Below are 20,993 nucleotides of genomic sequence, written 5' to 3'. Positions count from 1 at the left end.
CACACTTTTATCGTTTTATAGTTTTAAAAATAATGACCTAGCTATTTAGGTTTCTATACTATAATCCGAATCCCCAACATTTGCAATACTATTGGGGTGGATATCATTTTTTGTACAAGTATTTGACTTCTTCTTAACTCCAGGTTTCGCGTCAAAGAACCATAAAACTTCTACACTTCTCACGTGCCCGCGGCTATCTCGGCCCTACTAAGCCCACCACATATCCGCAGGCTTCTCCTCCATATTAACTGCTTTTAAATTTCTAACTGCCTGCCTGAATCCTTCATCAATCGACATAATCGGATCCTCATGTTCAATACTGATCACATAATCATATCCATATGTCCTTAATGCACTGACAATATCGGACCATTCTTTTGTACTATGACCATAGCCAACCGACCGGAAAGTCCAGCCGCGGGTTTGCACGTTGGAATAAGGCTGCATATCGGTCAGTCCATACATGTTGACATTATCCTGATCAATGTAGGTGTCTTTTGCATGAAAATGGTGGATTGCATTTGCCTTCCCAAGAATTTTGATCGCTGCCACCGGATCGATTCCCTGCCACCATAAATGACTTGGGTCAAGATTGGCGCCAATTGTATCGCACGTTGCCTCCCGAAGCTTCAGCATCGTATATGGGGTATGTACGGAAAATCCGGCATGGAGTTCCAACCCAACCTTGACACCATGATCCTTGGCAAACTGACCTTGCTCCTTCCAATACGGAATCAATTTTTTCTCCCATTGCCATTCCAGTATTTCGGAATACGCTGTTGGCCAAGGGGTAACTGGCCAGTTCGGATATTTGGACCCTTCATGAGATCCAGGTGTTCCGGAAAATGTATTTACAACCGGAACATGCATTAATTCTGCCAACCTAACCGTTTTCACAAAGGTATCATGCGCCTTTTTTGCCTCTGCCTCATTTGGAGAAACCGGATTATCATGACAGCTGAATGCACTGATTGTCAGGCCACGTGAGTGCACCTTATCCAAATACTCTTTTCGCTTTTCCCCACTTGCCAGCAACGCATCAACATCACAAAAATCGATGCCGGGATTGCCTCCTGTTCCGATTTCCACTGCCTGCAGACCGGAATCACGAACATGATCAAGCATGTCATCCAATGTTTTTCCTGCAAATAGAACGGTAAATACGCCTAGTTTCATCGTTTACTTCCCTCCATTTTTATGTAATGCGATAAGAATCGGGTTCCTTGCCTCTCCTCACATTCTTTTTGTGGAATGCGTAACCTCACTCCCCGCGCACCCTACTATACGAGTCTTATACTTTTACCTGTCTCACTACTTCGATAAATCGCTTCAATCAGCTGACTTACTTGCATTGCCTGTTCGGGCCTTACCAGCTGTTCTGCCTTGCCCAAACAACTTTCCACAAAATTCTTTGCCTGCCTGAGTCCTGCTTCCTGTTCGTTATGTTCAGCCTTCGCTTCACTGGTCAGAAATGTTCCATGCTTAGGACGATAAAGCTCAAACGGATAAACATTTATACCGCCATCTGAACCAGATATGCTCAGATGCATGGTGTCTTCCTTGATATTTGCTGCCCATGAACACTCCAGCAATAACGATACACCATTCTGAAAGGTAATATATCCCGATACATGATCATCCACGTCAAATATTTCGTGATCAAAGATTCCCCAGTCATTAGGCTGATTTGGGGTTTTACTTAAACGGTTATACGTTGAGCCAAGCACCTCCACAGGCACTGGATTTCCTAAAAGCCATAACGCCATATCCAATAGATGGCATCCATAATCGATTAAGCTGCCACCACCTTGTAATTCCTTATTGATAAACACACCCCAGCCTGGAACCTTCCGCCGTCTCATGGCACGAACCCTGACAACAAGCGGGTCACCAACCTCTCCATCCATGACCGCGCGCTTGGCAACCTGGGCTGCGTCTGTTTGCCTGTAATGATAGGCAATCGACAGGAGTTTGCCCGCCTTTTCCGATGCTCCGATCATTTGCTTGCATTCCTCTGTTGTCATCGCCATCGGTTTTTCACACATTACATGTACCCCTGCTTCCAAAGCTGCAACGGTAATTTCAGCGTGGAATTTATTCGGTGTACAAATGGTTACTGCATCCACTTCCTTGAATAATTGATGATAATCTTCAAAAACCAGGGGGATCTGAAATTTTTCCGCAGCCTCTTTCGCGCGCGCACTGTTCACATCTTGAACGGCAACAACCTCAACCATATCCCCCAGACTTTGATATGCGGGAAGATGCCGGTTCTGGGCAATCCCACCTGCACCAATGATTCCCATTTTTAATTTCGTCATGTTTTCATCTCCAATGCTGAACATTCTATATCAAGGAGGAAATTTCCCTTCCTTGTATGTTTGATAAGGAAAATCTATCCTTTTTCAGCTATCTGCTCCAGCGGCTTCGCATTACCATACACCGGCCTTGCTCTATTCGAACCCGCAGCCCAGTTCACTGCATTTTTGATCACCTGCTGAATTTCCCGATTGTGGTACGTTGGGTACGTCTCATGCCCTGGACGGAAATAAAATATTTTTCCGTTACCGCGTTTAAATGTCGCTCCACTCCGGAACACCTCGCCGCCCTCAAACCAGCTGATAAAAACCACTTCATCTGGTGCAGGAATATCAAAATGCTCCCCGTACATTTCTTCCTTTTCCAGTTCGATATACTCGCCAAGTCCGGCTGTAATCGGGTGGCTCGGATCGGCTACCCAAAGACGTTCTTTGTCATCCGCTTCCCGCCATTTTAAATCGCACGTTGTACCCATTAATTTTTTGAAAACCTTGGAGAAATGGCCAGAATGCAAAACAATTAACCCCATGCCAGCCAACACACGTTGTTTTACGCTTTCTGCGATCTCCTCTTTCACTTCACCATGCGCCTTATGTCCCCACCAGATTAACACGTCTGTTTTTGATAGAACCCCCTCTGTTAATCCGTGCTCCACTTCATCCAAAATTGCCGTTTTGACTTGGTGTCCCTCTTCCTGTAAAAAGTCGGCGATGGTCTGATGGATTCCATCTGGGTAAATGTTCTGAACGGTTGCATTTTCTTTTTCATGCCGGTATTCATTCCATACGGTCACATTCAATTTTAATTACTCCTTTCCTGGTGGTACACGGGGACAGCTTCCTCGTCCCACTTTTCCACTCATCCTTGTAAATTACATTACATCGACAGTGATTTGCGCAATATCAACAGTAAATTGCCTAACATCAATAGTGATCCGCCTTACTTCAACAGTTAATCGCATTACTTCAACAGTGGACTGCGCAATATCAACAGTAAATCGCATTACTTCAACAGTGGATTGCGCAATATCAACAGTAAATCGCCTAACATCAACAGTGATCCGCCATACTTCGACAGTAAACCACATTACTTCATCACAGCGGAATACGCTATAATGCTATTCGAAATAAACAGCCTTTCCAGTTTTAGCAGATTCATAGATTGCCTCCAAAATCTGCGTCACGACAAGCGCCTCTTTCGGTTTAACAATCGGTTCCGTATCATTCACAATGCTCTCTATCCACAGGCGCGCCTCCAGATCAGCATCACTCTCGGTATCGCCTTCATAAAAAGCTACACCACTATTGGAAAGCTCTACATTGGTCGTGTACAGCTTGCCAAATTCCTCGCCGTTAATCCTTAATCCATCCTTCATATCTGCTCCACCCTCTGTTCCGGAGAGCGAGCATTTAGCCTCGTCAACATCAAGGGAATTAAGTGCCCAGCTGGATTCCAGTACAATTGTCGCACCGTTTTTCATTGTAATAAAACCAAATGCTGAATCCTCCACGGTGAACTTTTCCGGATCCCACGACCCCCACGCGTTTGCGGCATTGGCTTTTTTCCCTAATTTGTGAAACGTTGTACCCATAACCGATTTCGGCTCATAATTGTTCATCATCCATAGTGTTAAATCCAGTGCATGTGTACCAATATCAATTAACGGGCCACCACCTTGCTTTTTCTCATCCAAAAATACCCCCCATGTTGGTACTGCACGCCGGCGAATGGCGTGTGCTTTGGCATAATATACCTCACCTAAATCACCGCGTTTGCACACATGATGCAAATATTGACTGTCTTGCCGGAAACGGTTTTGATAACCAATCGTCAGTTTCTTTCCCGTTCTTTCTGCGGCGTCGAGCATTGCTTTTGCTTCCTGCGATGTTTTGGCCATTGGTTTTTCACACATCACATGCTTTCCCGCTTCCAGTGCAGCGATGGAAATTTCAGCATGGGTATTGTTCGGTGTACAAACATGAACAACATCAATTGATGAATTCTGCAAAAGCTCCTTATAATCCGTATAGACAGCCGCATCCGCTTCCCCATACTTAGCTGCTGCCAATTTTGTTTTTTCGATATCGCGATCACAAAATGCGATAAGTTTGACTTGTTGTAATTTCTTCAAACTTGGTAGATGCTTCCCGTTGGCAATCCCGCCGCAGCCAATGATTGCAACGTTTACGTTCGTTGACATATCCTCTTCATCCTTTTTTTTATGTTTTAGAAATTATATGAACAAAGCGATTGCTTTATCCAGCTCCTTACTAAACCGTTTCACCAGTCTCTTATTCCTTAACAGAACCTGACGTCAAACCAGACACAATTCTGCGTTGGAAAAATAGCACAAGAATAACAATAGGAATAGTTACAATTACGGTTGCCGCAGAAATATCACCCCATGGAATCGAGTACTGACTCTGATACATGGATATTCCGACCGGCACAGTCCTCCACATGTCATCACTATTAATCGTCAATGCAAACAAATATTCATTCCACGCAGCAATAAAAACGAGGATCCCCGTAGTAAACACACCAGGTGCTGCCAATGGAAAAACCACTTTGCGAAACGTTTGAAAGGGACTTGCCCCATCCAATTTTGCTGATTCCTCCAGTTCAAATGGAATTTTTTGGAAGAATGTGGATAAAATCCAAATTGCTAACGGCAAACTAATTGTAATGTATGGAATTACAAGACCAAGGTAGCTGTTACGTAATCCCAAGTCGGTAACCAAATTAAACATTGGTGAAATAATCGCAATTTGCGGAAACATCGATGCCGCCAGTACGATTCCCAGTATCAATCCTTTTCCCTTAATTGGCAGCCTTGTCACCGCATACGCCGTGAATGAGGCAAACAATAGTGCCAAAATGGTTGTTAACGAGGACACAACAAAGCTATTTAACATATAACGAAGTAATGGCCTGTTGGATAATGCAGCATCGTACGATTCGAGTGACGGGTTACTGGTAAACCATTTAAAGGACGAGAAAATTTCACCAGGTGGTTTAATCGATGTTAAAAACACCCAAATAAACGGAAACATAACAAGAAACACGAAAACCGCCAAAAACACATAAAATCCAATCCCTGCTCGTTTAGTCATTCAGTACCCTCCTCATTTTGTACGACCTGCAAAGAGATCTGAACCGATTAGTTTGACGTAAATAAAGCTGATCAAAGCTACACATAAGAACACGATAACCGAAAGTACGGAGCCTTCCCCGAAATTTTGCTGAGCGAACAATGTTTTATACGCATAAATCGAGATGGATTCGGTGGCGTTTGCAGGACCTCCACCAGTTAACACATAAATCAGGTCGAAAACGCGAAAAGCATCTAGTGTTCTGAACAATAATGCTACTAGAATGGAGGATTTCAATAAAGGCAGGGTAATCCTCCAAAATTGTTGCCATTTATTTGCTCCGTCCACATTTGATGCCTCGTATAAAGAATGAGGTATTGTTTGTAATCCTGCTAAAAGCAACAGTGCCATATATGGAGTTGTTTTCCAAACATCCGCTAGAATAATAGAAAACATTCCACCACCTGATGTTGATAGCAGCCAGGAAGAACCTGGTATAATGTTTAAAACTTCCAAGTAATGCGCTATAATACCGGATTGGCCATCATACAAGAAGCCCCACATCATCGCAGCCACCGCCGTTGGTATGGCCCACGGTATTAGGACGGAAGCTCTTATTAGACCTCTTCCTTTGAACGCACGGTTAATCAGCAGCGCCACGCCTAATCCAAGTGCTAATTCAAGTGCTACCGAAACGACGGTAAAAACCGTTGTATTCCATAAAGAATTCCACATACGTGCATCCTTGAAATACTTTCCATAATTAGCAAAGCCGATGAAGTTAGATTCCAAGATATTTCCACTAGTTGCTTCTAGCAAATCAGCAGTTTGCTGGAATTTCTGGTTTTTCGTTTGATCACCTGCTGATTCAGCTATCGCTGTAAGTTCCTCCGAAGAAGACTGCAGCTTTTCCCGGTAATCAGATGCTAAATCATTATCAATCTTGGCATATTTCAAATCTTCATCCGTAACCGGGGTAAAACTCGCAAGCATCTCATCAATTTTCTCAACCTTTGTATTAATTACTTCATCACTTATTAACTGTGCATGGTATTGGTCGACACTTTCTTTAATAGACTTGATCGTATTTATTATTTCCTCGTCCTCTTCGCCACTTGTAAGATCCTCCAGTTGGTTGTCAAAATAATAGTGATTATCGACATAACGCTCTAAATCTATTGTTGCACCGAGCATAAGCTGGGAGCGTGCAGGATCATTTAATCTATAATCAAACAAACTGTTATAGAAAGACTGGGCAACTGGCCACAGAACTACAACAAAAACCAAGATAAGTGATGGGATAACCATGACATATCCAAGTTGCTTTTCATTTAGTTGAAATTTACGCCTTTTCCTCTTATTCATTGTCAATCTCCTCGCAATGTAAGGATTGAAACTAGGATAAATGGGAAGGCAAGATGAGAGTTCCCGCCCATCTTGCTTCTCTTCTGACCAATTATTCCCGCATTGCAGCTTCCATTTTTTCCTGCATATTTGCCGCTGCCTCTTCCGCAGTTTGGTCACCAGCGAGAGCCTTTGAAAGCTCTATTTGCATAATATCCGAAATTTCCGGATATATTGGTGACACTGGTCTAGGTACTGCCGTTTGCAAAACTTCTGTAAACTCTGGATTAGCGAATAATGAACTTACTGCCTGCACTTCCGGATCGTCATATAATTTCTTTAACGTCGGCGCCCGCCCACCTTCTATTGCAGTAATTTTCTGTCCTTCTGGTCCGGAAATGAACTTAACAAATTCCCACGCTTCTTGTGGATGCTCGGAATAACGATTGATCATTGTCATCCAGCCACCTAGCGCAGCCGCACTTCCTTTGTCACCAGCTGGAAGTCTGGCCATTTCCACATTTCCAACCACTTCGGAACGCTCTTCATCATTCGAGGAAGATATCATATATGGCCAATTTCGAGCAAATACTGAATTTCCTTCAATCCATGCATTTTCTGTTTCTATTTCCTGGAAGTTGGAAATATTATCTGGAGCAAAATCTGAATTTACGACTTCCTGCATCTTCTTAATTGCTTTAACCGTTTCAGGGCTATCTACAACAACATTATTATTTTCGTCAACCACCTCTCCACCGTAGGATGCAATAAATTCAATCGCATTTGTGATGAGTCCTTCATATTGGGCTGCTTGCATAATGTAGCCAAATTTGGTTCCTTCTTCTCCCTGTAGTTCACTTGCCTGCTTTATCAATTCATCCCAAGTAGCCGGTGGTTCTTCCACAATATCTGTTCTGTAATAGAATACACCAGCGTCAGTATATTGCGGCATCGCCCACTGTTTTCCATTAAAGTTGCCGGCAGCGACAGTCCCCGGAAAGTATGCATCCATGTCAATACCATCCTTCTCGATGAAGCGATCAAGCTCAAGTGCATAATTCGCCTGGGCAAACTCCGCTGGCCAGATTACATCAGCATTGAATACGTCAATTTCCGAGCTTTGCGAACTGAATGCGGTTACATATTGATCATGTGATTGCCCCGTATCAGCCGGCATCTCTCGCTGTTCCACTTTGATATTCGGATGAGCTTCTTCAAATGCTTTGATTACTGCATCTGTACCAGGCGTTGTATCAACACCGCGAGCATATACAATCGTTACCTCTTCGTCAGATTCCTCTGTTTTGGCATCATTATTTGTTCCTTTATCCGCGTCTTTTTTGGTTGCTGCCTCATCGTCATTTCCACAAGCAGCAAGAAATACAATTAACATAAGAATTGATAAGCTTCCCAAAACACCCTTCCAAACCTTCACGATAACTCCTCCTCCTTGTAATGCTTATTTTTTATAAGTGGTGAACTTCCAATTTCCGCTTTACATTGTTAAATGATAGCGATTACATAGTTGTCGTTACTAATTCCGGAGCTGCTACTATATCTCTGGTGTTTTCCCCCCAGTGACTGACCCCATTTTCATTACAATATTTACTACTCATAATTGCCAAAGCCGTTATACAACCCCCTTTCCGGTTCTTACCGGGATCCGGCATTTTGCTTCATTTCTGATGAAACCAAACATGAATATTGCAAAAAGTGAAATCGATTACAACTTAGGTTATATTATACAAGATGTTTGTTTGATGTCAATCATTATTTTGCAACCTCTAAAATAACTGTCATGCAGGAAATAACAATGATTACCTATTTCCGCAAAAAACCGCCCTCTGAATTTATAAATTGTCCGGTAATCCATTCGGCCTCATTACTAGCAAGAAACGCAACCAGTCTAGCCGCATCCTCTGGCATTCCAGCTCGTCCCATTAAAAATTTCGGCAATAATTCCTGCTTAAGTTCTTCTGACATCCACCCGGTATCAGTCGGACCAGGATTAACTGCATTCACCGTAATCCCTAGTGGTGCAACCTCTGCAGATAACGACAGTGTGAATGCTGAAATCGCACCTTTTGTTGCCCCGTAAGCGAGTTCCTCCAACATTGGCCCCTGACCTTGACCGGATATAATGTTAATAATCCTTCCTTTTTTTAATTCGGATTGTTCAAAGCGGCGTGCAAACTCAACACTAAGCAAAAGTGTTCCTCTCATGTTTACAGCATAATGGTCATCAAGCAGTTGTGCATCAAGCTTTTTATAACCGTCTCTTTTCGAATGTGCAGCATTATTGATTAAAATCGAGGGAAAACCAAGCACTTCTGTAACATGATCAAATAATTGAATTGAAGCGGTATCCTTGGATAAATCGATTTCACTACATGCACACTGTGCACCTTTCATTTTTATTTCCCGTTGAAAATCTTTAAGCCATTCGGACTCCGCCTGCCAATATGTAAAAAAGATATCTGCTCCACTTTCAGCAAGTTTCCTGCAAATAGCAGCGCCAATCCCTTTTGCGTGGCTCACTCCTGTTACAACAGCAATTTGATTGTCCAAATGATACATGTCCTACTTCCTTTAGGTAGATTCACGAATAATCAGTTCATGGTCCAAAATTAAACTGTCTACTTTTTCACCTTTTATTTTATTGATAATCATATTTGCTGAAATGCAGCCCATCCGGTACATCGGTTGTGCAACAGTCGTTAATGTTGGATACGTCATATTGGAAAAGCTGATTTTATCAAAGCCAATCACTGCAATATCATCTGGCACCCGTAACCCATTCGAATTTATCTCTTTCAATGCACCAATCGCAAATAAGTCAGAAACAGCGAAAACAGCTGCAGGGCGATCTTCCTCGTTCAGCAGGAATCGCATTGCCTGTTGGCCACTCTCAAAACTAAGGTTATCCGTATTATAAATCCATTTTTCCTCGATCGGGATAGCAAATTCCTTTAATGCCTTCTCATAACCGCTTCTTCGTTCCCGTGCATAAAGAAACTTTTCATCCGAGTTGATCAACGCGATTTTTTGCTTCCCCAGCTTAATCAAATGCTTTACAGCTTGATATGCGGCCAATTCATTATTAATTGTTACATACGAAATATTTCCGTCTTCATCAAACTCACTACACTGAACTACCGGATATTTACTTGCCAGTTCATGCAAGTTTTCCTGATTTACTGTGGGATCCATTAAAATAATTCCATCAGCTAATCGGTTTCGCATCATATTAAAATAGATTGCCTCCCGCTCTGGGTTCGAATCGGTCTCACACAGAAGAATGTTATATCCCTGTCCGATAGCAGTATCCTCAATCCCATTTATAATTTCGGAATAAAACGGATTTGAAATGCTTGGCAATAAAACGAGTAATAGCCTGCTTTCAGAGTTCCTTAAGTTTCGTCCAAGTACACTCGGCTCATAATTCAATTCCTTAATTGCTTGCTCCACCCGAATCCTGGCTTTCATGGAAACTTTGCTCCGCTTATTGATAACCCGTGAAACGGTCGCAACAGAAACACCTGCCCTTTTGGCTACTTCCTGTATCGTTGCCATGAAATCACCTTCCTTCTCTACAAAAAATGTAATCGATTACAAATAATCTTACTGGTATGTGCCTTTATTGTCAATGTCGTTTGCATCTTTTCTCATCACCATTCGAAAGCCTGGAAAGACTCATCCAAAGAACATATTCATGACCCTTGCCACATTTTCTTTACTACATAAAAAGAACTGTCCTCCAAGATCAGCTCTCATAACCTTTGATGGACAGTCTCTTTCAACGTTCACTCACTGAAACCCGATAAACAATCCGATGCGGAAAAGACCCTTCTAATAATCTGTTCTCACTTCCGGGTTTTCACGATACTCTTCCCAAAGATCTTCCACAGATTTACCAGTTATGACCTTAAAAAGTCTCAGATCAAATATATCGTATTGAAGTGCCCGGTTGATGATATCGACAGCAAAATGATTCTTGTTTTGGGTAATCCATAGTAAAAATCTGGCAGTTACACGATAGCCGCTGTCATAGTTGTCTGTATCCTTGACTTCTTCAGGTAACCGCCAATCTCCATTATGTGGTCCATAGACGTATCTGGCATAATCCGCAATACCTTCCGTAATCCACCATGTCTGATCATTATAAGTTGGGTAAGCTTGGGCAAGATGGGTCAATTCATGCGTGAAAAGCGCCACATCATCGGGATTGTCAAGTATCCAATTTGTACTAACAACAATTTTCCCATTGTCTGCGTAGGCCACCCCATCATACTGCGGATCAAATTCCAGGGTTACTTCCCTGCTATGTTCCTTTGGATTAGCGGCATACTTTTTAACCAGTTTTGGATAAACCTTGAAGTAAAGATTTACAAACTCATCAATGATTGGATCAATGGCCGGATCATCTACTCCTTTAATAACCACCAGTGTATACCCTCTTTTTTCATACAGGGTTGAACTTGGCGAGTTGTTGACCTCTTTCTCAATCGCGGACGTCTCTTCAGCATGAACTCCAGAATAGCCTCCAAAAACGCCACTTACCAAAACACCTGCACAAACCAGACATCCAACAAATTTTTTCATCAGTTTCCTCCTCGTATCAATATATAGACTCTTGCCAATCATTGAGTCATTGGAACAGGAATCTCCCGCCGCTACTCTCCCCCTTTTGCGGAACCTATTTTCCCGTTAACCGCAATTAGCATAAAAACAAGTCATGCCGTCAAACAGCTATCATCATACTTGGCCATTCCTTAAATCAACAAGAAATGTTTTGATTTCGTATGGTTTAATAGCAAATTTTATAGCTTTTTCATGAAAGACTTCACCCTGAGGCTCCTCCATTAAATTGCATTCCTGCCAGCTCTTGATAACTAGGTCGGATGATATAGTTACAGGGCCTCTTCTTCCGGTAAATTCATGAAGCCGAATGACCACTTTGCTGCTGTCCTCTGCTTTTTTTACTGCATCCACCATGACATAGTCTGCTGAAACCGTGAACAGACTTAAACGATCATAATTTAAATCACCCGGAATCGATGATAATGGCTGATTTAAATCGTAGGCTTCCTTAACAGTAGCCCCCTCTATCCAAGTGCCATTATGCGGCAGTAAAGAATAGGTGAATTCATGCTCCCCTTGATCTTGGGAATAATCCGGATATGTCGCGCCCTTCATTAGTGTAAGCCGTATGGTAGAGTCCTTAATGTCGTAGCCGTATTTGCAATCATTTAGCAAACTTACTCCATAGCCTTGCTCAGATAAATCAGCCCACTGGTGACCAACTGTTTCAAACTTTGCCAGATCCCAGCTCGTATTCCAGTGTGTAGGACGTTTTACATTCCCAAATTGAATATCGAATGTCGCTTCCGTTGAGCGAATTTCCACTGGGAAAGCCACTTTAAGCAAATGATGTACCTCATGCCATTGAATATTGGTAGCAAAATCGATTCGACGCTTATTCGCATAAACGATCATATTTTGTTTAAAGAAAGAATTATTATATTCCCAGGTAAACTGGACAACAGCACGAATAGAATTGGATTCCAGCACCTTTATCGATTTTACATTTTTTATTTCTTTCATCTTCTCTTGATAAAAAAGATCAATTTCCCAGGCATCCCATCTTAATGGTTTATCTTCAAAAATCTGTAAAACATTGCCGGATTGGTTTTCCTTCAATACTTCCCGATTGTTTGCAATGTCAAAAATCTTCGTCAGATGTCCTGCTTCATTCCATTCTATTTCATAAAAAGGCGTTTTAATGGCGTTTTTGCCAATGACGAATGGGGACTCTTTATCTTTTCCGCCTTCCTTCAGAGCCGAATCAAACGTAATTCTTGTAATGCCCAAGGAGGGAACCTTTACTTGAACCAGCCATTCATCGCCAGTTTTTTCTGCATGCAGTGGCGTCATCTGATGATCAAACCACAATCCGTTTTCCAGTCCTGGTCTAACCGGGATGGACACATGAGAATTCCGGTTCCATGAAGACTGGTTGATGACGTTGAAAGAAATCTTCTCCTCACCGGTATAGTCCCTGCCATCACTATTGGCTTTTACAGATAAAGCAATTTTTTCTGCTTCCTTATATTCCAGTTTGCTATCTTCATAGACTTCTTTAATTGCGGAACCAGGCAGAATATCGTGAAACTGATTCCGCAAAATTATTTTCCAGCCCTGATTTAATTGTGCCTGTGGATATTTCGCCCAGTCATTTTTGATAGCACTCGCCAAAACACTTAACAGTTCCACCTCCTTATACAAAAGCTCCAGCTTGCGATTATATTTCTTATTATTCGCTTGTGATGTATAGGTTCCACGGTGAAATTCCAGATAAAGCTCACCATCCCATAAATGAACATAACCATCCGTTTCTTCCACATTTGTATGAAGGTTTTTCAAATAGTCAACTGCTTTAGCTGGCACGACATTTGGAATACCAGGCATGTCATTCAGTCTGCGCCTCATTTCCAGCATATCCCTGGTGACTCCACCACCACCGTCACCATGACCATATGTCACCATGATCTCTTTGGTAACTCCTTTATCTCTGAATGCTTCCCATGCTCCAACCATCGTTTCTGCTGTTATCTCTGCATTATAATCTGCTCCCCAGCCTTTTCGCCCAGGGTAAGGAGTAGTGATAAAGTAAGTCAGAATCTCTGATCCATCTATTCCACGCCATGTAAAGACATCATGCGGCATGCGGTTATATTGATTCCAGCTGATTTTAGTTGTCACAAACGATTTGATACCTGATTTTTTTAAAATCTGCGGCAGCGCCCAGCTATAACCGAATACGTCTGGCAGCCAAAGATACGTGCATTCAACACCAAATTCCTTCCGAAAAAACCGGGTACCGTGCAACAGCTGCCGGATAAATGATTCCCCTGACGGCAGATTACAGTCCGGTTCCAGCCACATTCCGCCATCAGGCTCCCAACGACCTTCCTTCACGCGTTGTTGGATCTCGCAGTAGAGCTCCGGATAATCCTGTTTAATAAAGTCATAGAGTTGTGGCTGTGCCTGTTGAAAAAGGTATTCCGGGTATTTTTCCATTAGGCGAAGTACCGTTGAAAACGAACGGGCCGCCTTCTCACGTGTATGCTGCAGACGCCACAGCCAGGCAACGTCGATATGTGTATGGCCAACCGCATGAACAGTAACCGGATGATGTTTTTCCAGCTTCTGTATGCTTTTATGCAAATATTTCTGTGCAGCTGCAATTGATTGGTAAAACGCCTCCGATCCGGGTGATACCCAGTCCACTTGATTAAAGGCTCGGTTTAAGGCGATCAGTATATCTTCGCGAGCTGGATTCATCGTATCCAGCATTTCAATTGTCTGGAGGGCGGCTTTACCTGTGTAATACAAATCATCCGTACTTTTATCAAGCCAGGATATAAAAGCCTGCTTAAATGTATGCACCTGCTTCTGAGGCTGTCCCCCTCCTTCCAACCCCGACCATAAACGAAACATAAGTTGAACCGAGGTTCCAGCAAGTTCATTGGCAAGAAATACTTCTTTATGATTGCCGTCAACCCCCTGATAAGGTGACTGATTGACATATAATAAGGACTCAAAGCCAGAATTCGTTCCACCGTCAGTACTTCCGAAATCAAAAACCCCGACAATCTCTTTTGATTTCCACTCCTCCGGGAGGTTAACTTTTGCCTTAAGCCATGCATATAAATCTCTTCCTGTCCATTGCTCTCCTTTTTTTAATGTGGACCATTCTCCTGTTGTTGCAGGTGAAGCTCCAGCATCCCCCTGTTCATCAAGTTGAAATTGGAAAGATGGTATTGCTATTTTGCCCCTATATCGATAGGCTTGTAACTCGGTTATTCTTGCTGCAAGTTTTTTTTCAGTTTGAAACACTATACCCCTCTTTTCTTATCCTCTCATTTTAATTATACTATTTTTTCTAGTTTAAAAGTTTATTTATCTACCCTTTAATCCCACTAAATGTGATTCCCTTAATAAATGTTTTTTGCAGGAAGAAGAACAGAATGATAATTGGTAAAGTCATTAGTGTAGACACAGCCATCATTAGACTCCACTCGGATCCCTGCTTATTCTGGAACTGCTGCAAGGCTAAAGATAGTGTATAGGAATCTTCATTTGTCAGATACAGCAAAGGACCGAGGAAATCAGTCCAGCTCGCCATTAACTGGAACAATCCAACTGCCAGAATTGCTGGTTTCGCCAATGGAAGCATAATCTGCCAGTAAACCCGAAGTTCACTTGCTCCGTCCATCTTCGCAGCTTCTCTGAGAGAGTCCGGCAGACCCATAAAAAACTGACGCAGCAAAAATATGTAAAATGGTACCCCGAAAAATTGCGGCACAATTAGCGGTAATGGAGTACCCACCCACCCTAATTTATTAAATAACAAAAATAGGGGAATCATGGTAACTTGGGCGGGAATCATCATAACAGCCAACGTGATTGCAAAAACAATATTTCTGCCCTTCCACCGCAATTTGGCAAAACTGTAAGCCACAAGTGGACAGGTTAGAACCACACCAATCGTGCTTAAGATGGTAATGACGGACGTATTAATCAAATACTTCCAAAAAGGAATGTATTCAATCGCCTCGCTATAATTCTTCCAATGAAATGGTCTGGGAATCCACTCAGGCGGAAATGTAAAAACCTGTTCAATAGGCTTCAGCGATGTTGAAACCATCCAGATAAACGGGATTAAGAAAAACAGAGAAGCTATCATTAAGCAAACATGTGCCGCTGTAAATTTTATTTTCTTTGCATGCTCCGGATTCATTGAATTCCCTCCTTTTATTTACCTTGATAATGTACCCAGCGCTTGGAAGACCAGAATATAAGTATCGTTAAGATCATAATAACCACAAACAGGATCCAGGCCATCGCGGAGGCATAACCCATCTTGAAGTATTTAAATCCATTATCATATAAGTACATCACATAAAACGTTAACGAGTTTGCGGGCTTACCCTGTCCTTGTGTAAGTGTGTAAGGCAGGGTAAACTGTTGAAATGCTCCGATGACACCCATGACAAGGTTGAAAAAGATGACCGGAGTCAAGAGAGGCAGGGTAATATGAAACGTTTTTTGGAACCAATTTGCCCCATCCACTTCAGCTGCTTCATAATATTCATCAGAAATATCGCCCAAACCTGCCAGATAAATTACGATAGCTTGCCCAATTCCCCATAGAGACATAAAAATAAGGGAAGGTTTCGACCACTCCTCACTCCCAAGCCAAGCTGGTCCTTTTATCCCGATCATGTCAAGGAACCCATTTACAAGACCAAAGCCCGGGTTTAACATCCACATCCAAAGCACGGCGATCGCCACGTGCGGAACCAAAGTCGGCAGAAAGAAAATAGTTCGGTAGATCGTCATACCTTTGATTTTGATATTCAATAACATTGCTAGGGCGACACCAAAAATAATACTTAGAGGGACGAAGATAACAGCAAAGTAAACGGTATTATAAATCGATTTAAAAAATAATTCGTCATTTATTAATTCCTTGTAGTTCTGAAACCCAATAAATTCACCAGGCTGCAGAATAGAATAAGATGTAAAACTGAAAAATATCGACACGACCAATGGCAGGATATAGAACAAAAACAGGCCAATAATCCATGGTGCTGCAAACAACCACCCTGTTGCCCCATTATTTATGTTATTGGTTTTTGCAGTACGAGCCACCTTTCTTTTATTTGCTATCGATTTCAATTTACCCTCCCCTTTTTATCAAGAAGGGAGAAGCGACTACTTCCCTCTCCCTATCTGTTTAGTTATTCGAGTTCCGCGTTTACTAGATCACTTGTTGATTTCAGCAATTCTTTTGGTTCTCCGTTTCCGTGTATAGCATTGTCCACCGCATTGGCCAATTCATTCCATAATAATTCACCCTCAGGCAGCACTGGACGGTTATGTGATTTAGGAAGAATTTTGACAAATTCACTAAAAATAGGATCGTCTTTATATCCAAGTTTTTCATTAACGGAATCCATTACAGATAACGTTTTATAAATATCATTATATATTTCCTGACCTTCTTCAGAGCCAAAGAACTTAACGAACTCCCATGCTTCATCGGGATGCTTGGCACCTTTCGGAATAACAACTGCCATACCACCAGACCAGGAAGTGAAATTATCCCCTGTTGGAGTTGGTATCGGTGCGACCCCATAATTTAAATCCGGTTTATACTTCAAGTAACCCGAAATACTCCAGTTTCCTCCAATATGCATCGCGAGTTGGCCTGTAAGGAATGGATCCATTGCTCCAGAACCGCTTGAGTCCGTAAAGCCGGTGATATCTTCTACATCATATTTCTTTGCAAATTCGGTCATCCATTCAAGAGATTCAACTATTTTCGGATCATCAAGCGTTACGTTGCCTTCTTCTTCATTATAAAAATCTCCCCCGAATGCCCAGCCCCAGGAATAAAGCCAACCTTGGTTGTACCAAGGAATAAAACCAATTCGTTTAAACCTGCTTCCTTCCTTAATGGTTAGTTTTTCAGCTGCTTCTTCGAGTTCTGCTATGGTTTTCGGAGGCTTGTCAGGATCTAAACCCGCATCTTTGAATGCATCTTTATTGTAAAACAACATGCGTGCATCTGTATCAACCGGCATCGCATAAAGCTTTCCCTGATAATTTGCCTCGTTCCAGGCAAATGGATAATAGTTATCCTTGGTAACGCCATCTTGCTTTGCGTACTCCGTAAGATCTGTCAAGGCACCCTGTTCAGCCCATGAGCCGACTTTAAAACGGTCAAACCATGACACATCGGGTGGGTTGCCTCCCGCGACCGCCGCCAGCAGCTTTTCATTTTGTGATTCGTCTGCAGCAGTGTAGACCGGTTTCACCTTTATGTCTTCGTGTTTTTTATTAAAGGCATCTACTACAGCCTTAATCGCTTCTTCTCCAACACCTGTATTTTCATGCCAAAACGTAACAGTAGTTACACCATATTTTTCCAATTTTGCTTCCCCGGACTTCCCATTATCGGAACACGCCACTAGTGCAAGTGCCAACATCAGAACAATAACCAATACGTTTTTTCTTAACCTTCCACTCTTTAGGAACAATGGTTCTCCCCCTTGTATTTGGATATTTTCAAACCTTCTATCCCCCTTTCTTTTTATTGATACACAACTATTTCGTTGTAAATAGTAGCAATCTTGGAATTTTTAATGAGAGATTAATGCTGTAAATTAGCCTGTTTTGATATATCATTATATTAATAATCCAAATTATTAATGCCAATATTTTTTATTTGCAACTATTTTCGAGTAAATAGGCGAACAAAAAAGGAGATGACCCTGTACAGGTAACTCCAGTTTCATGGTTCCATATCCTTATCTTTTAGTGCGTGTTCAAAACGTTGCCGAATCTGAGTCTTGAAGGCTTTAGGCAGCATAGATCTCCAGCATCGGACTTGGTACAGAAGGTGTTAACTTCTCGTTGCCTGCAGGACGTAGGCGGTTTTAGTAGAAAACCGCCTTATCACTTAAGTACATCGGGGGTGGAAAATCAATGAAGCTCGCCAATTCATCTGCTTATCAATTGGTGACTTTTTGAACATCCTCTTTTTAAAAACATGATTACTCCTGTTTTTCCAATTCAATTGTTTTCAGTGACTGCCCCTTCTCTAAACGAAAGTTAACTTTACAATTGAAAGGCTCATTCTCTCCTGCTAATTGCTTCATTAATAATTCTACTGCATTTCGTCCCATAGCATCCTGATCCTGACGTATGTGTGTAAAAAAAGGATAGTCCAAATAGGCATTAGGTGAGTCAAAACAAACAATTGATACATCCTTTGGAACTTTTTTGCCCAGCGTTCCAAGAACTTTATACAACATCACAGCTATTTCGTATTCGCTGCAAATATAAGCTGTGATCGTTGGGTTACGTTCAATAAATCGGGCTAACTTGTCACAATCCTCCGTTTCATAGCCCATTTGCTTGTCACCATGCACGTTTACAGGCATTGTACTTTTCATTTCCGTTAAAATATAATCCGGGTTTAACGGCTTCCCTTTTTCCGAAAAAGCTGCCTGAAATCCTATAAACCGTTCCTCTACAGAAGATGTACCTTCAATGGATGGAGAAATAAAGGCTATATTCCGATGACCACTTTCCAATACTAAACCGGTTAACTCCCGCATTGCCTTCTTATTATCAATAGAAACAGAACTTGCAGGTATTCCTTTCAAATAACGGTCGATGAGAACTAGCGGATATTCCTCTACTACAAGGCGAAGCAGTTCATTGTTATAGTGCGTACCCTGTACCGGCAGTACAATAATTCCTTTAACTCCCATATTTATACAGGAATTGATTGCCTTCTTCTCTTCTTCTTGCAATCCCAACGTCCGCTTTAGTACAAGATTGTATTGGTGGTCCGAGCAGCCTCTCTCAATTGCCTTTACTAACTCTAGACCATAAGTATCCATAAAATCGGGTATGATCAATCCAATTAAATTATCCCTTTCCGTATCCAAATATTCCCGCTTCGCAGAAATAGTGCTAAAATCAGGCAGCGTACTGGAAACAAACGACCCTCTTCCCTGGAAGCGTTCAATTATATTATTCTGTGAAAGCATATCCAGTGCTTTTTTAGAAGTGATTCTACTTACGCGAAATAGCTTCGCCAATTCATACTCTGTAGGGATTTTATCTCCCCGCTTCATCTCACCTGCTTTTATTTTGTCAAGTATATAATTGTAAATTTGTTCATACAGACTCATTCGATCATTCCTCAGCTAATTGTTATATTAATAATAACAAATTGCGGTCACTAAATTCAATTTCATATTATCTGTGCAGGATTGAACCGTAGGAGGTAGGGAAGGGCCGAAACAGCATTCTGTGAGGGTTCCCATAAAACAAAAAATCGCAATCATAAAGCTGTTCCGTTATGCTGCAATGGCTTTTTTGTTGTGGATTTGTCAAAAAGGCGAAAGTTCGACATGAATTAGCCAAAGTTCGACATCAAAAAGCAAAAGTTCGGCAAGAAATCGCGAAAGTTTACGACAAAATAGCAAAAGTTCACCATTTGACATAAATGTTGAATATAAGTATCTTGTTTTTCAGGGATTTGTTAATAAAAATTGAATATAGAAGTACGAACGAAAAAACTGTCCTCCAAGGGCAGTTTTCATGACCTTGATGGACAGTTTCTTTCAACGTTCACTCACCGAATCCCGATAAACAATCCGATGCGGGATAATAATCCGCTTTGCAGGCTCATTCTTATTCAATGTCTTTTCAATCAGCGCCTTTGCCGACTGTGCTCCAAGCTTGTAAATTTGCACATCTACTGTTGTCAAAGGTGGTCTTGTTATTTCGGACAAATAAACATTGTTAAAACTAACGAGTGAAATATCCTCTGGAATGTGATACCCAGAGTCTTCAAGCATGCTTAACACCCCAAGACTGATCAAATCATCACTGACGACGATCCCAGTTGGCGGGCTATTTAGTGCAAACAAGCTTTCAACTGCTCCCCGGCCACCTGATTCCAGAAACTCCGTATGAATTTTGTATTCCTCGCAATTCCCGATACCTGCCTCTGTTAAAGCTGATTCGTATCCTGCTTGCCGATCCATCGTTACAAACAGGTCGCTTGCTCCCCCGATAAAAGCAATTTTTTGATGCCCTTTTGCAACCAAATATTCGGTAATTTCCTTTCCAGCCCGAAAATTATCATTGTCCACATGGGTGATTTCGTTCACATATTCATGCGGTTTCCCTACAATGACAAACGGAAAATCCTGTTCATATAAGAAATTCGTGACACTGTCATCGACCCGGGAATAGAGCAAAATGACACCATCAACATAACTGCCATACACCATTCGCTTTACCTCTTCAAAGATCTCATCTTCCGTCTCCCCGGTTGATAGTGACATCGAATATTGCATTTTATGAATAACCGAACCAATCCCGCGAAGAATCTCAGGGAAAAATGGATTTTGCAACGCTTTATTTGTTGAAGAAGGCATAATAACCCCGATTGCCTTTGTAGATTTAACGACAAGATTCCTTGCATTTATATTCGTGTGATAGCCAAGTTTCTTCATGACCTTACGTACCTTTTTCTTTGTATCCGCACTTATTCTCGGATTGTCGGCAATAACTCTTGAGACCGTAGAGGGGGATACTCCACTTGCTTTTGCTACATCTTTAATTGTTACCACTTTGCTATCAGCC

17 protein-coding genes are annotated in these 20,993 nt (G+C 41.8%); all 17 read right to left on the bottom strand.

Going from position 1 to position 20,993, the window contains the following annotated elements:
* Window positions 1–207: 207 nt before the first annotated feature.
* The 17 genes from CZ382_RS16880 to CZ382_RS16800 all read right to left on the bottom strand — a co-directional run bounded on the left by CZ382_RS16880 (window position 208) and on the right by CZ382_RS16800 (window position 20,980).
* On the bottom strand, window positions 208–1,176 hold the full coding sequence (locus CZ382_RS16880; protein WP_088052371.1) for a sugar phosphate isomerase/epimerase family protein: 969 nt from the start codon (window positions 1,174–1,176) through the stop codon (window positions 208–210).
* Window positions 1,177–1,280: 104 nt separating this feature from the next.
* Window positions 1,281–2,321, bottom strand: coding sequence for a Gfo/Idh/MocA family protein (locus CZ382_RS16875; RefSeq protein WP_088052370.1), 1,041 nt, complete (start codon window positions 2,319–2,321; stop codon window positions 1,281–1,283).
* Between the two features lie 74 nt (window positions 2,322–2,395).
* On the bottom strand, window positions 2,396–3,118 hold the full coding sequence (locus CZ382_RS16870; RefSeq protein WP_088052369.1) for a ThuA domain-containing protein: 723 nt from the start codon (window positions 3,116–3,118) through the stop codon (window positions 2,396–2,398).
* A gap of 72 nt (window positions 3,119–3,190) precedes the next feature.
* Entirely contained in the window at window positions 3,191–3,406 is a 216-nt protein-coding gene (locus tag CZ382_RS16865) for a hypothetical protein (RefSeq protein ID WP_088052368.1), read from the bottom strand.
* Window positions 3,407–3,436: 30 nt separating this feature from the next.
* On the bottom strand, window positions 3,437–4,519 hold the full coding sequence (locus CZ382_RS16860; RefSeq protein ID WP_088052367.1) for a Gfo/Idh/MocA family protein: 1,083 nt from the start codon (window positions 4,517–4,519) through the stop codon (window positions 3,437–3,439).
* A gap of 91 nt (window positions 4,520–4,610) precedes the next feature.
* Window positions 4,611–5,432, bottom strand: a complete 822-nt coding sequence (locus tag CZ382_RS16855; protein WP_088052366.1) for a carbohydrate ABC transporter permease — start codon at window positions 5,430–5,432, stop codon at window positions 4,611–4,613.
* Window positions 5,433–5,444: 12 nt separating this feature from the next.
* The gene (locus CZ382_RS16850; protein ID WP_088052365.1) at window positions 5,445–6,776 is read right to left on the bottom strand and encodes a carbohydrate ABC transporter permease; all 1,332 of its coding nucleotides are present in this window, start codon (window positions 6,774–6,776) and stop codon (window positions 5,445–5,447) included.
* A 91-nt stretch (window positions 6,777–6,867) separates the two neighbouring features.
* The gene (locus CZ382_RS16845) at window positions 6,868–8,190 is read right to left on the bottom strand and encodes an ABC transporter substrate-binding protein (RefSeq protein WP_088052364.1); all 1,323 of its coding nucleotides are present in this window, start codon (window positions 8,188–8,190) and stop codon (window positions 6,868–6,870) included.
* A 386-nt stretch (window positions 8,191–8,576) separates the two neighbouring features.
* Complete coding sequence (locus CZ382_RS16840; RefSeq protein ID WP_088052363.1) at window positions 8,577–9,332, bottom strand: SDR family oxidoreductase; 756 nt, start codon at window positions 9,330–9,332, stop codon at window positions 8,577–8,579.
* Window positions 9,333–9,344: 12 nt separating this feature from the next.
* Window positions 9,345–10,328, bottom strand: a complete 984-nt coding sequence (locus CZ382_RS16835; RefSeq protein ID WP_088052362.1) for a LacI family DNA-binding transcriptional regulator — start codon at window positions 10,326–10,328, stop codon at window positions 9,345–9,347.
* Window positions 10,329–10,604: 276 nt separating this feature from the next.
* A complete protein-coding gene (locus tag CZ382_RS16830) occupies window positions 10,605–11,357 on the bottom strand; it encodes a basic secretory protein-like protein (protein WP_159457823.1) in 753 nt (250 codons plus the stop codon).
* Window positions 11,358–11,510: 153 nt separating this feature from the next.
* A complete protein-coding gene (locus tag CZ382_RS16825) occupies window positions 11,511–14,654 on the bottom strand; it encodes an alpha-mannosidase (protein ID WP_088052360.1) in 3,144 nt (1,047 codons plus the stop codon).
* Window positions 14,655–14,721: 67 nt separating this feature from the next.
* A complete protein-coding gene (locus CZ382_RS16820; RefSeq protein WP_088052359.1) occupies window positions 14,722–15,558 on the bottom strand; it encodes a carbohydrate ABC transporter permease in 837 nt (278 codons plus the stop codon).
* 14 nt (window positions 15,559–15,572) lie between these two features.
* Entirely contained in the window at window positions 15,573–16,499 is a 927-nt protein-coding gene (locus tag CZ382_RS16815) for a carbohydrate ABC transporter permease (RefSeq protein ID WP_200809539.1), read from the bottom strand.
* Window positions 16,500–16,561: 62 nt separating this feature from the next.
* Window positions 16,562–17,863, bottom strand: coding sequence for an ABC transporter substrate-binding protein (locus tag CZ382_RS16810; protein WP_235000464.1), 1,302 nt, complete (start codon window positions 17,861–17,863; stop codon window positions 16,562–16,564).
* A 516-nt stretch (window positions 17,864–18,379) separates the two neighbouring features.
* Complete coding sequence (locus CZ382_RS16805; RefSeq protein WP_088052358.1) at window positions 18,380–19,528, bottom strand: GntR family transcriptional regulator; 1,149 nt, start codon at window positions 19,526–19,528, stop codon at window positions 18,380–18,382.
* A 435-nt stretch (window positions 19,529–19,963) separates the two neighbouring features.
* Window positions 19,964–20,980, bottom strand: a complete 1,017-nt coding sequence (locus tag CZ382_RS16800; RefSeq protein WP_088052357.1) for a LacI family DNA-binding transcriptional regulator — start codon at window positions 20,978–20,980, stop codon at window positions 19,964–19,966.
* Window positions 20,981–20,993: the final 13 nt, after the last annotated feature.

The sequence above is a fragment of the Virgibacillus dakarensis genome (genome assembly GCF_900155625.1).
Lineage (GTDB): Bacteria > Bacillota > Bacilli > Bacillales > Amphibacillaceae > Lentibacillus_C > Lentibacillus_C populi.
This window is presented reverse-complemented; position numbering and strand designations above follow the sequence as displayed.

Coding starts and splice junctions, on each gene's coding strand:
- CZ382_RS16880 (WP_088052371.1), bottom strand. CDS start 1,176: ATGAAACTAGGCGTATTTACCGTTCTATTTGCAGGAAAAACATTGGAT.
- CZ382_RS16875 (WP_088052370.1), bottom strand. CDS start 2,321: ATGACGAAATTAAAAATGGGAATCATTGGTGCAGGTGGGATTGCCCAG.
- CZ382_RS16865 (WP_088052368.1), bottom strand. CDS start 3,406: ATGTGGTTTACTGTCGAAGTATGGCGGATCACTGTTGATGTTAGGCGA.
- CZ382_RS16860 (WP_088052367.1), bottom strand. CDS start 4,519: ATGTCAACGAACGTAAACGTTGCAATCATTGGCTGCGGCGGGATTGCC.
- CZ382_RS16855 (WP_088052366.1), bottom strand. CDS start 5,432: ATGACTAAACGAGCAGGGATTGGATTTTATGTGTTTTTGGCGGTTTTC.
- CZ382_RS16850 (WP_088052365.1), bottom strand. CDS start 6,776: ATGAATAAGAGGAAAAGGCGTAAATTTCAACTAAATGAAAAGCAACTT.
- CZ382_RS16840 (WP_088052363.1), bottom strand. CDS start 9,332: ATGTATCATTTGGACAATCAAATTGCTGTTGTAACAGGAGTGAGCCAC.
- CZ382_RS16835 (WP_088052362.1), bottom strand. CDS start 10,328: ATGGCAACGATACAGGAAGTAGCCAAAAGGGCAGGTGTTTCTGTTGCG.
- CZ382_RS16830 (WP_159457823.1), bottom strand. CDS start 11,357: ATGAAAAAATTTGTTGGATGTCTGGTTTGTGCAGGTGTTTTGGTAAGT.
- CZ382_RS16820 (WP_088052359.1), bottom strand. CDS start 15,558: ATGAATCCGGAGCATGCAAAGAAAATAAAATTTACAGCGGCACATGTT.
- CZ382_RS16805 (WP_088052358.1), bottom strand. CDS start 19,528: ATGAGTCTGTATGAACAAATTTACAATTATATACTTGACAAAATAAAA.